This is a genomic window from Aeromonas sp. OTU364, assembly GCF_038440395.1.
Taxonomy (GTDB): domain Bacteria; phylum Pseudomonadota; class Gammaproteobacteria; order Enterobacterales; family Aeromonadaceae; genus Aeromonas.
Map to the genome: position 1 here is coordinate 63551 of NZ_JASATR010000023.1, position 12286 is coordinate 75836.

At 62.3% G+C, this 12286-nt stretch carries 9 protein-coding genes; 4 read left to right on the forward strand and 5 right to left on the reverse strand.

Annotated features, from left to right (window positions below; all coding sequences use genetic code 11):
- Positions 1-2: 2 nt before the first annotated feature.
- From AAHB08_RS19035 to AAHB08_RS19055, 5 genes are all read right to left on the reverse strand, one after another.
- Positions 3-1448: an ATP-binding protein gene (locus tag AAHB08_RS19035; protein ID WP_162519277.1), complete on the reverse strand. Its 1446-nt coding sequence runs from the start codon at positions 1446-1448 to the stop codon at positions 3-5.
- 69 nt (positions 1449-1517) lie between these two features.
- The gene (locus AAHB08_RS19040) at positions 1518-2240 is read right to left on the reverse strand and encodes a response regulator (RefSeq protein ID WP_162519278.1); all 723 of its coding nucleotides are present in this window, start codon (positions 2238-2240) and stop codon (positions 1518-1520) included.
- Between the two features lie 284 nt (positions 2241-2524).
- Positions 2525-3688 carry an acetyl-CoA C-acyltransferase FadA gene (gene fadA, locus AAHB08_RS19045; protein ID WP_139438635.1) on the reverse strand — a complete coding sequence of 388 codons (1164 nt, stop codon included), beginning with the start codon at positions 3686-3688 and terminating at the stop codon, positions 2525-2527.
- 21 nt (positions 3689-3709) lie between these two features.
- On the reverse strand, positions 3710-5857 hold the full coding sequence (fadB, locus tag AAHB08_RS19050; RefSeq protein WP_342059779.1) for a fatty acid oxidation complex subunit alpha FadB: 2148 nt from the start codon (positions 5855-5857) through the stop codon (positions 3710-3712).
- A gap of 204 nt (positions 5858-6061) precedes the next feature.
- A complete protein-coding gene (locus tag AAHB08_RS19055) occupies positions 6062-7999 on the reverse strand; it encodes an acetoacetate--CoA ligase (protein WP_342059780.1) in 1938 nt (645 codons plus the stop codon).
- A 196-nt stretch (positions 8000-8195) separates the two neighbouring features.
- Between AAHB08_RS19055 and pepQ the strand changes: the two genes are divergently transcribed.
- Genes pepQ through hemG form a run of 4 tightly spaced genes read left to right on the forward strand, consistent with a single transcriptional unit; the run spans position 8196 to position 12161 of the window.
- Entirely contained in the window at positions 8196-9518 is a 1323-nt protein-coding gene (gene pepQ / locus AAHB08_RS19060; RefSeq protein ID WP_139438642.1) for a Xaa-Pro dipeptidase, read from the forward strand.
- On the forward strand, positions 9518-10135 hold the full coding sequence (locus tag AAHB08_RS19065) for a YigZ family protein (RefSeq protein WP_342059781.1): 618 nt from the start codon (positions 9518-9520) through the stop codon (positions 10133-10135). Before pepQ ends, AAHB08_RS19065 begins: the two co-directional genes overlap by 1 nt.
- Positions 10136-10171: 36 nt before the next feature.
- On the forward strand, positions 10172-11629 hold the full coding sequence (locus tag AAHB08_RS19070) for a TrkH family potassium uptake protein (RefSeq protein WP_139438646.1): 1458 nt from the start codon (positions 10172-10174) through the stop codon (positions 11627-11629).
- Positions 11630-11636: 7 nt separating this feature from the next.
- Positions 11637-12161, forward strand: coding sequence for a menaquinone-dependent protoporphyrinogen IX dehydrogenase (hemG, locus tag AAHB08_RS19075; RefSeq protein WP_202048019.1), 525 nt, complete (start codon positions 11637-11639; stop codon positions 12159-12161).
- The last annotated feature ends 125 nt before the right edge of the window (positions 12162-12286 follow it).

Genomic DNA, 12286 nt, shown 5'->3' on the forward strand with positions numbered 1-12286 from the left:
CTTTACTGCCTTGGTAGGGAGAGGGTGGCCTGCAGGCCGCCCTGGGGGCGATTTTCCAGCACCAGATCGCCGCCGTGGGCGTGGGCTATGTTGCGGGCTATGCCAAGACCCAGCCCGGTTCCGGCAGAATCCGTGCTGAGGCGGTAGTAGGGCTCGAAGATGCGCTCGAACTGATCCTCCGGCAGACCGGGACCCTCGTCCATGATGAAGAGGATCAGCATCTCCTCGTCATCCATCAGGATGACGCGCACCCTATGGCCGTACTTGATGCCATTGTCCACCAGGTTGCCGATGCAGCGCTTGAGGGCCAGCAGCTTGCCGCGATAGGGCCACTTGCAGTGCCCCTCTATGGTGAGCAGATCCTCGTGCAGGTTCATGGACTCCGCCATCTGCTCCAGCAGGGCATTGATGTCGATGAGCTCGAGGTTCTCGTGAATGTCGGTCTCCTTCACCGTCTGCAACGCCCCCTTCACCATCAGCTCCAGCTCGTCCAGATCCTTGTTGAACTTGGCTATCTGGGCCTCGTCGTCGAGCAGCTCGACCCTCAGCCGCAACCGGGTGATGGGGGTCTTGAGATCGTGGGAGATGGAGCTGAACAGCCGCTCCCTGTCGTCTATGAAGCGGCGGATGCGCTGCTGCATGATGTTGAAGGCACGGGTCGCCGCCACTATCTCGGAGGCACCCTCCTCCTTGAGGGAGGGCTGGTCGATGTCCTTGCCGAGGTTGACCGCCGCCTTGGCCAGCCGGCGCAGGGGCCGGGTCTGCCAGCGCACCAGCATGAAGGTGAAGAAGCAGAGGAAGACGGTCATCAGGGCGATGAAGCGCACCTGGTTGCTCGGCATGACGGTGTCATCCAGCGTCATGTAGGGGGCGGGCAGCAGGGCCGCCAGATAGAGCCACTCCCCCGGTTCTATCTCGATCTGGGTCACCAGCACCGGCGGGTTGATGGGCTCCAGCGACAGGGTGTAGCGGGCCCAGGAGGAGGGCAGATCCGCCAGCAGGGTGTCGTTGTTGAAGACGTGCAGCTCTTCCGGCCGCGAGAAGTCCACCTTGATGGCCATGGCGTCGGAGAGCTTGCGGGTCAGCACCTCCTCCACCTCCTTCAGCACCAGCGTCTTGCGCTCGCTGTCCGGGATGGCGCTGATGTGGATCTCCTCCTCGTTCAGGGAGACGAAGAAGCGGCTTCCCCCCATGTTGCGCAGCTGGTCCAAGGCGATGTGACGGTACTGCAGCGGCAGGGACTTGAAGAAGTTGACTGTGGAGGCGGCGGAGAGCGCCAGGTTGCGGGTGGTGCTGAGCATGCCCTCCAGCTCCCGCTTCTGGATCTGCTGCATCCAGATGCCGGTGAGTATGGTCTGGGAGAGCAGGATGGCGAGCAGCAACAACAGCAGCATCCGTGACAGCAGGGAGCGGGGGATCAGTGCCTGCCAGAATCGCCGACTTCTCATGGGATTGCGTGCCTCTTGTCAGTCAGCATCTGGCCCTGCCTCTGAGCCGCGCCGCTTGCCTCTCCCCTTTCACGGGATCTCGTGTACTTCCGCGATCAGCATGTAGCCGCTGCCGCGTATGGTCTTGATGATGCGCGGGCTCTTGCCGTTGTCACCCAGCTTCTGGCGCAGACGGCTGATCTGCACGTCGATGCCGCGCTCCATGGGCAGGCTCTCGCGGCCCCGGGTGGCATCGGAGATGGTGTCCCTGTCCAGCACCACGCCGGGCTGTTGCAGAAACATGCCGAGCAGCAGGGCGTCGCTGCCGGAGAGATCCAGCAGGCTGCCGTCATCGTGGGTCAGCTGGTGGCTCAGGGTGTCCAGGGTCCAGTCGGCGAAGCGCAGGCGGCGGCTCGGCTCCTTCTCTTTCTCCGGCTGGCGGAATTCGGCACGGCGCAGCAGCGCCTTGATGCGGGCCTGCAGCTCGCGCGGGCTGAACGGCTTGGCGATGTAGTCGTCGGCGCCGAGTTCGAGGCCGATCACCCGATCCGCCTCATCGGAGGCAGCGGTCAGCATGATGATGGGGACCTGGGAGTCGCGACGGATCTGCTGGCAGAGGGTAAAGCCGTCGTCGCCGGGCATCATGATGTCCAGAATGATGAGGTCCGGGCTGTGCTGGGCGAGTTGCTGGCGCATCTCGTCGCCTCCTGCCGCCGTCAATACCTGGAAACCCGCCCGGGTCAGGTATTCGTTGAGCAGCTCGCGGATCTCCTGATCGTCGTCGACGATAAGCAGTTGTTTGCTCGTTGACATATGTATGTGCATCCACCCATTTTTTTGTGCAGATTGAACCTGTCGGGGGAGCAAAAAGCAAGCAAGGCCCCCCTCTAATGTGAAGTTATGGGCAATATAGCCCCCGAATTGGCCCTGATCGGGATAACGGAATAAAAAAGGCCGACCCAAACGGGCCGGCCAACACGCAGATTCCGACGGCAGGAGCGCACCCCGTGTGGCGCGCTCCACAGACTCGACAACGGGCCGGACGGGCCGACCCCAACAAGACAATGGCGGCTCACGCCTGGCGTGAGCCGCCTGGATCACACCCGCTCGAACACTGTGGCGATACCCTGACCCAGGCCGATGCACATGGTGGCGACCCCCAGGGTGGCATCCTTCTCCTCCATCAGGTTGATCAGGGTGGTGGAGATGCGGGCGCCGGAGCAGCCCAGCGGGTGACCCAGCGCGATGGCGCCGCCGTTCAGGTTTACCTTCTCGTCCACCAGATCCTGCAGACCGAGATCCTTGACGCAGGGCAGGGACTGGGCGGCGAAGGCCTCGTTCAGCTCGAACAGGTCGATGTCGCCGACGGTCAGACCGGCACGCTTGAGCGCCTTCTGGGTGGCCGGCACCGGGCCGTAACCCATGATGGCGGCGTCACAGCCGGCGATGGCCATGGCGCGCACCCTGGCGCGGGGGGTGAGTCCCAGCGCCTTGGCGCGGTCAGCGCTCATCACCAGCATGGCGGCGGCACCGTCGGACAGGGCCGAGGAGGTGCCGGCGGTGACGGTACCGTTGACCGGGTCAAACACCGGGCGCAGCTGGCTCAGGGTGTCGACCGTGGTCTCCGGGCGGATCACCTCGTCGTAGTCGTAGAAGAAGCGGGCGCCGCTGGCGTCGTGCCCTTCCAGCCCGACGATCTCCCTGGCGAAGCGTCCTTCCACGGTGGCGGCATGGGCGCGGCGATGGGAGCGGGCGGCAAACTCGTCCTGCTGCTGACGGCTGATGCCGTGCAGCTTGCCGAGCATCTCGGCGGTCAGCCCCATCATGCCGGAGGCTTTCGCCACCGATTTGGCCATGCCGGGGTGGAAGTCGACGCCGTGGCTCATGGGCACGTGACCCATGTGCTCGACGCCACCGATGATGAAGATATCCCCATCACCGACCTGGATAGCGCGAGAGGCGTCATGCAACGCCTGCATGCTGGAGCCGCACAGGCGGTTGACGGTGACCGCCCCCACCTGTTTCGGGATGCCGGCCAGCAGGGCGGCGTTACGGGCGATGTTGAAGCCCTGCTCCAGGGTCTGCTGCACGCAGCCCCAGTAGATGTCCTCGATCTCGTTCGGGTCGAGGTTGGGGTTGCGCAGCAGGATGGAGCTCATCAGGTGCGCGGACAGATCTTCTGCACGCACGTTGCGGAAGGCGCCGCCCTTGGACCGGCCCATGGGGGTCCGGATACAGTCGACAATGACTACGTCTTTCATGAATGGATCTCCTTTCCGCAATCAGTAGAAGGTTTTGCCCTGGGCGGCCATCTCACGCAGCTTGTCGCTGACGCGGTAGAGCGGGCCCAGATCGGCATACTGGTCGGCCATGGCCACGTAGCGATCCAGACCAATTGTGTCCAGATAGCGGAACACGCCACCACGGAAGGGAGGGAAGCCCAGACCGTAGACCAGCGCGATGTCGGCTTCGGCTGGCGTGGCAACAATGCCCTCTTCCAGACAGAGCACCACCTCGTTGATCATGGGGATCATCATGCGGGCTATGATGGCGTCCTTGTCGAACTCCTGCTTCGCCTTGGCAATGGGGGCCAGCAGCTCGTAGGCATCGGCATCGGCCACCTTCTTCGGCTTGCCTTTCTTGTCCTGCTCGTAGGCGTAGAAACCCTTGCCATTCTTCTGGCCGAAGCGGCTCACCTCATACATCACGTCGATGGCGGTGCGCCCTTCCTTGCTCATGCGCGCCGGGAAGCCCTGGGCCATGACGTCACCGGCATGGTGACCTGTGTCGATGCCGACCACGTCCAGCAGGTAGGCGGGGCCCATGGGCCAGCCAAACTCCTTCTCCATCACCTTGTCGACGGCGGCGAAGTCGGCGCCATCGGCAACCAGTTTGTTGAAGCCGAAGAAGTAGGGGAAGAGCACGCGGTTGACGAAGAAGCCCGGGCAGTCGTTGACCACCACAGGGGACTTGCCCATGGCGGCGGCATAGGCCACCACGCGGTTGATGGTGTCGTCCGACGTCTGCTCGCCGCGGATGATCTCCACCAGGGGCATGCGGTGCACCGGGTTGAAGAAGTGCATGCCGCAGAAGTTCTCGGGGCGCTTCAGGCCTTTGGCCAGCAGGGAGATGGGGATGGTGGAGGTGTTGCTGGCGAGCACGGCGTCGTCACCGATAATGCCTTCCACTTCGCCCAGTACGGCGGCCTTCACCTTGGGATTCTCGACCACGGCTTCGACCACCACGTCCACATGTTTGACGTTGTCATAGCTGAGGGTCGGGGTGATGGCGGAGAGCACCTGGCCCATCTTGATGCCGTCGATGCGACCGCGCTCGAGCTGGCCGTTGAGCAGCTTGGTGGCCTCGCCCATGCCAAGCGCCAGCGCCTTCTCGTTGATGTCCTTCATCACCGCCGGGATGCCCTTGCTGGCGGACTGGTAGGCGATACCGCCCCCCATGATGCCGGCACCCAGCACGGCGGCGTGGCCGGTGGCCTTGTTCGCCTGCTTGGCGGCTTTCTTGGCCAGCGCCTTGATGTGCTGATCGTTCAGGAAGATGCCGACCAGCGCCTTGGCCACGTCGGTCTTGGCCAGCTTGATGAAACCTTGCGCCTCGACGTTGAGCGCCTCGTCGCGGCTCATGCCGGCGGCGGCCTCGACGGTTTTGACTGCGGTCATGGGCGCCGGATAGTGTTTTCCGGCCACGGCGGCAACCATGCCGGCGGCGGTGGTGAAGCTCATCATGGCTTCCAGCTTGGAGAGGCGCAGCGGCGCCTTCTTGGCGGCGCGACGGCTCTGCCAGTCCAGCTTGCCCGCGATGGCGTCTCTCATCATCTGCACGGCGGCGCTCTGCAGCGCTGCGGGGGCGACCACGGCGTCGATGGCACCCACCTTGAGGGCGTCATCGGCACGGTAATCCTTGCCTGTGGTGATCCACTCCAGGGCGTTGTCGGCACCGATGAGGCGCGGCAGACGGACTGTGCCGCCAAAACCCGGCATGATGCCGAGCTTGGTCTCGGGCAGGCCTATCTTGGCGCTGGTGTCAGCCAGACGGAAATCGGTGGAGAGTATGGTCTCGCAGCCGCCGCCCAGGGCGTGGCCCTTGATGGCGGACAGGGTCGGCACCGGCAGATCTTCGATGGCGCTGAAAATGTCGTTGGCCTTTTTCAGCCAGCCGAGCAGATCTTCTTGCGGCAGATCGAACAGTTCCAGGAATTCGGTGATGTCGGCGCCGACGATAAAGGCGTCTTTGCCGGAGGTGAGGATCAGACCCTTCAAATCGGCTTGTTGCTTTAATGCGGCGATCGCTTCGCTCAGCGAGAGCAGGGTAGCGCGATCCAGCTTGTTGACTGAACCCGGGGCATCAAACCTCAGTTCGGCAATGCCGTTTTCGAGGTAGCTGACCGACAGGGTTTCGCCTTGGTAGATCATGAGAGTGTCTCCTTGTTCCCACGCGGTGGGGGGCTTTGCTCCTTTCTCCCCAGCAGGGGGCGAGGCTCACTATTGATCCAAAAGGAGACATTTTCAACACCTATTTAAAACATTTGTTTAACAGATATCGAGTAAAAGCTCCTCATCACAAAACGGGCAAAAGAGAGGCGCCTTGCGGCGCCTCCGATGGATGTGAGTTTGTTATCAACTGGCCAGCTCCGGCCTGTCGCGATACTGGTTCAGCACCTCGGGGTCGGCGAGGGCATGGGTGTTGTTGACGGGCCTGTTGTGCACCACCTCCCGCACCGCCAGCTCGACTATCTTGCCGGACTTGGTGCGGGGAATGGCATCCACCTGCAGTATGCGGGCGGGTACGTGGCGGGCGGTGCAGTGCCGTTTGATCTGCTGGCGGATCCGCTCGCGCAGCTGCTCGTCCAGCTTGCATCCCGCCTTGAGCTTGACGAACAGCACTACCCGCTCGTCCTGCTGCCACTGCTGGCCGATGACGATGCTCTCCTCCACCTCGTCGAGCTGCTCCACGTAGCGGTAGATCTCGCTGGTGCCGATGCGCACGCCCCCCGGGTTGAGGGTGGCGTCGGAGCGGCCGTAGAAGAGGATGCCGCCGGTCGGGGTCAGCTCGATCCAGTCGCCGTGGCACCAGACGTTGTCAAAGCGCTCGAAGTAGGCGGCGTGGTACTTGTCGCCGTTCTCGTCGCCCCAGAAGTAGATGGGCTGGGCCGGGAAGGGCTTGGTGCAGACCAGCTCGCCCTTCTCCCCCTGCACCGGCTGGCCGGCCTCGTTGAACACCTGCACCGCGAGGCCAAGGCCGCGCCCCTGACTCTCGCCGCGATAGACAGGGCTGAGCGGGTTGCCGATGACGAAGCAGGAGCAGATATCGGTGCCGCCTGAGATGGAGCTGAGCTGCACATTCTGCTTTATCTGCTGATAGACGTAGTCGAATCCTTCCGGCGACAGCACAGAGCCCGTGCTGCAGATCAGCCGCAAGTGCGGCAAATCGTGGCTGTTGATAGGGGCATAACCCTGTTTGTGCAGCGCGTCGAGATACTTGGCCGAGGTGCCGAACAAGCTGACCTGCTCGTCGCGGGCGAGATCCCACAGCACGTTGCCATCCGGGTAAAACGGCGAGCCATCGTAGAGCACCAGGGTGGCGCCGGAGGCGAGGGCGCTCACCAGCCAGTTCCACATCATCCAGCCGCAGGTGGTGAAGTAGAAGATCCGCTCCCCCGGCTTGATGTCGCAGTGCAGCTGATGCTCTTTCAGGTGCTGCAGCAGGGTGCCGCCTATGCCGTGGACTATGCACTTGGGTTTGCCGGTGGTGCCGGACGAATAGAGAATGTAGAGCGGGTCGTTGAAAGCCATGGGCTCGAACTGGAGGCTGGCGTCCGGCTGGCTCGCCAGCACCTGATGCCAGTCGTGACCAAGCTGCAGCGGGTTGCCGAGCAGGGGGATCATCACCGTCTGCTCTATGCTGCCTAACTGGCTCACCACGTTGGCGACCTTCTGCTGAATGTCGATAGCTTTGCCGTTGTAGCGATAGCCGTCTACGGCAAACAGTACTCGCGGCCGGGTCTGGCCGAAGCGCTCCACCACGCTGGCCTCGCCGAAGTCGGGGCTGGTGGAGGTCCAGATCGCCCCGAGGCTGCTGGTTGCCAGCATGGCAACGACGGTTTCCGGAATATTGGGCAGATAGGCCGCCACCACGTCGCCACGGCCTATGCCCTGGCCGCGCAGCCACTGAGCCAGCCGGGCGACCTGATCTGCCAGCTCGCGCCAGCTCAAGGTCTGGCTTGGGCTACCTTCGATGCGGGAGATGATGGCCGGGCTCTCGTCCTGGCGGCGCAGCAGGTTCTCGGCGAAGTTGAGCCGGCTGTCGGGGAACCAGCGGGCGCGCTGCATATCCTGGCGGTTCTCCGCCACTATGTCGCCCAGCTCTCCCTTGACACCGCAGTGCTGCCACACCAGTGGCCAGAAACGGGTGGTCTTCTCCACCGACCATTGATAGAGGTCGGCGTAGCTGCGCAGTTGCAGGCCGTGGAAGTGGTTGACCTCGGCCATGAACTGGTGGAGGTTGGAGTGCTGCATCCTGTCCTGATCCGGTTTCCACAGACAAAGGTTTTGCATGAATCGTTCCTGACTGCTGATATCTACTGTCTATCGGCAGTGTATTGAATTGTTCTTTATTTGTTAACCGCAGGTTTTCGTTTCATAACAAAAACCCCCTGACCCATGCGTTACCTCACGAAGCGGCAGCCTGATGGCTCGAGCCCTGATTCGCTTGATGTTATGCTGAAGTCACATTTGCCCGGAGCAGGACGCCATGAGCAGTTACAGTCAACTTTTTGCCCAGCATCTCGACACCCTGCAGCAGCGCACCCGCGACATACTGCAACAGCAGGGGCTCAGCGGACTGGCCATTCATTCAGGCCAGACTCACCGCATCTTCCTCGACGACCAGGATTACCCCTTCAAGGTCAATCCTCACTTCAAGGCCTGGTTGCCGGTACTGGACAATCCCCACTGCTGGTTGCTGGTGGACGGGGTGAGCAAGCCGGTGCTGCTGTTCTACCGGCCGGTGGACTTCTGGCACAAGGTGGCGGATCTGCCCAATGCCTTCTGGGTCGATTTCTTCGACATCCGCTTCCTGACCAGGCCGGAACAGGTGGCGGAGCACTTGCCAGCCGATAAGCAGGAGTGGGCCTATCTGGGTGGTCATCTCGAGGTGGCCCAGCTGGTGGGACTGGGGCAGCCCAATCCGGAGGCTGTGCTCAACTACCTGCACTACCACCGTGCCTACAAGACGCCCTATGAGCTGGAGTGTCTGCGGGCGGCGAATCGACTCGGGGTGCGTGGCCACATCGCGGCCAAGGACTCCTTCATGGCGGGGGCGAGCGAGTTCGAGATCAACCTGGCCTACATGAAGGCGGTCGGGCAGGGGGCCAATGAGGCGCCCTACGGCAACATAGTCGCCATCAACCGCAACGCGGCCATCCTTCATTACACCCATCTGTCGACCCAGCGGGTGCCGGATGCGGAGCGCCACTCTTTCCTCATCGATGCCGGAGTGGATTATCACGGCTATGCCTCCGACATCACCCGGACCTGGGCCTGGCGTCGGGGCGAGTTTGCCGATCTCATCGCGGCGCTGGATGCCCAGCAGCAGGAGATCATCGCGGAAATCAAACCCGGTCGCCGTTACAGCGAGCTGCATCTGCAGATGCACCACAGACTGGCGCGCTTGCTGCAGGCCACCGAGCTGGTGGACATGTCGGTGGACGAGATGATCCACACCGGGGTGACCAATGTGTTCTTCCCCCATGGGCTCGGCCACTTCCTCGGCCTGCAGGTGCACGATGCCGGTGGCTTCATGCAGGACGAGCGGGGTACCCATCTGGCGGCGCCCGAGCAGTTCCCCTACTTGCGCTGTACCCGGGTGATGGAGGTGGGTCAGGTGTTCACCATAGAACCCGGCCTCTACTTCATCGACAGCCTGCTGGAGCCGCTACGCCGCGGCGAGCAGGGCAAACGGGTCAACTGGAACAAGGTCGAGGCGCTGCGCCCCTTCGGTGGCATCCGGATCGAGGACAACGTGGTTCTGCATGGGGACGGGGTGGAGAACCTCACCAGGCAAGCAGGGCTCTGATGGCCGCAGACTATGCCATACCGGCCGCGCCGCTGGAGCTTTGCGAGGAGATCAAGAAGAGTCGCTTCATCACCCTGATTGCCCATGCGCCGACGGTCGAGGCCGCCAAGGCCTGGATCGGCGAGGTGAAGCGGCAGCACCCGACGGCCCGGCACCATTGCTGGGCCTTCGTCGCCGGGGCGCCGCAAGACAGCCAGGTCTATGGCTTCAGCGATGACGGCGAACCCTCGGGCACAGCCGGCAAACCCATGCTGGCCCAGCTGATGGGAGCCGGTATCGGCGAGGTCGCGGCCGTGGTGGTGCGCTACTACGGTGGCGTCCTGCTCGGGACCGGCGGCCTGGTCAAGGCCTATGGCGGCGGGGTGGGGGCGGCGCTCAAGCGGCTCGAGACCTGCATCAAGCGCCAGCAAACTCCTTCCCTTATCTGCTGCGACTATGGCGACATGGGGGTGGTGGAAGCCCTGATCTCGACCCATCAGGGCCAGTTGCTGGCCGCCGATTATGGTCAGCAGGTTCGTCTGCAGGTGGCCTGGAATGCGGCCATCTGGAGTCAGGTGGATCAGGAAATGACAGACCGAACCCATGGCCGGGTATCTCTTCGCCCCTTAGATGGCTAGAATCCATCGCTCTTTTAGCCTGAAGGGGGAGCCGGAATGCAGATTCTGAGCATCATTCGTATCGTTGGCCTCTTGGTCGCGCTGTTCAGCTCGACCATGCTGCTGCCAGCGATGGTTGCTTTTGGGTATCGCGATGGGGGCGGTGCCGAGTTTGTGAACTCCTTCTTCATCGCCCTCCTGCTCGGCACCCTGCTCTGGTTCCCCAATCGCCATCATAAGAAAGACCTCAGATCCAAGGAAGGTTTCCTCATAGTGGTGCTGTTCTGGGTGGTGTTGGGCAGTGTGGGGGCCGTCCCCTTCATCATCAGCGACGTGCCGAACATGTCGGTCTCCGAGGCCTTCTTCGAATCATTCTCCGGCCTGACGACCACGGGGGCGACAGTGCTGACCGGGTTGGACAGCCTGCCCAAGGCGTTTTTGTTCTACCGCCAGCTGCTGCAATGGCTGGGGGGCATGGGGATCATAGTGCTTGCCGTGGCCGTGCTGCCCTTGCTGGGCATCGGGGGCATGCAGCTCTATCGCGCCGAGATCCCGGGGCCGGTCAAGGACAACAAGGTGACCCCGCGCATCGCCGAGACGGCCAAGGCGCTCTGGTTCATCTACCTGTTGCTGACTACCCTCTGTGCCCTGGCCTACTGGATGGCGGGGATGACGCTGTTCGATGCCATCTGCCACTCCTTCTCTACCTTGTCGGTGGGCGGCTTCTCGACTCACGATGCCAGCATAGGTTTCTTCAACAGCCCGGCCATCAACCTGATCACCGTGCTGTTCCTGCTGCTGGCCAGCGTCAACTTCGCCCTGCACTTCATGGTGTTCGCCCACAAGCCAGTGCGGTTGAGCAGCTATCTGCGGGACTCCGAATTGAAGGTGTTCCTGGGGATCCAGGGCGTGCTGGTGCTGATCTGCTTCGTCTCCCTGCTGTTCCATGGTCACTACGCCACCTGGCAGGAGGCGCTCAACCACGGCCTGTTCCAGGCGGTCTCCCTTGGCACGACCACGGGCTACAGCACGACCAGCTATGCCGACTGGCCCTCCTTCCTGCCCATGTTGCTGATGTTCTCGGCCTTTATCGGCTGCTGTGCCGGCAGCACGGGGGGTGGGATCAAGGTGATGCGCTTCATGATCCTCTTCCTGCAGGGGATGCGCGAGCTCAAGCGGCTGGTGCACCCGCGGGCCATCTATACCCTGAAGCTGGGGCGGCGCGCGGTGCCGGAGCGGATCGTCGAGGCGGTGTGGGGCTACTTCGCCACCTACATCATCCTGTTCTTCATCTTCATGCTGCTGTTGCTGATGACAGGGTTGAACGAGGTGACCGCGTTCACGGCTGTGGCGGCCGCCTTCACCAACGTGGGGCCCGGGTTGGGCGAGGTCTCCAGCAACTTTGGCAATATCTCGGCGACGGCACAGTGGATCCTGGTGGTCGCCATGCTGTTTGGCCGATTGGAAATATTCACACTTCTGGTACTGTTTACTCCTGCATTCTGGCGTAGTTGAGGTTGGTATGGACAAGATTTTGGTGCTTTATTCTTCCCGGGACGGGCAAACGCGGAAAATTGTGGATGTCATGCTGGAGGAGATATCAGGATGCGAAGTGGTGATGCAGGATCTGCACAGCCTGCCGATGTGCAACCTTAGCAAATATGCCAAGGTATTGATCGGTGCCTCCATCCGCTATGGCAACTTCCACCCCAGTCTGCTCAGCTTTATTCATGCTCACCATGAACAGCTGGAAGTGGCCAACGCCGCCTTCTTCTGTGTCAACCTGACGGCGCGCAAGCCCGAGAAGCAGACACCGCAGACCAATGCCTATATGAAGAAGTTTCTGCGTCTCTCGCCGTGGAAGCCGAAGACCCTGGGGGTGTTTGCCGGTGCGCTGCGATACTCCCGCTACAACTGGTGGCAGACCCGCATCATCCAGCTGATCATGACGATCACCGGTGGCAGTACGGATACCAGCCAGGACATCGAATTCACCGACTGGGAAAAGGTACGCGCCTTTGCCCGGGAGTTCTGGTCAAAAAGGTAGCAAATCCGCACCCTTGCTCGTTGACGCCCCGCTTATGCGGGGCGTTTTGTTTGATAAATAGGCGCTTGAACCACCAAACTGCAAAAAGTGCCATTTTTTGCAGTTTTACCCTTGCCATCCCGGCA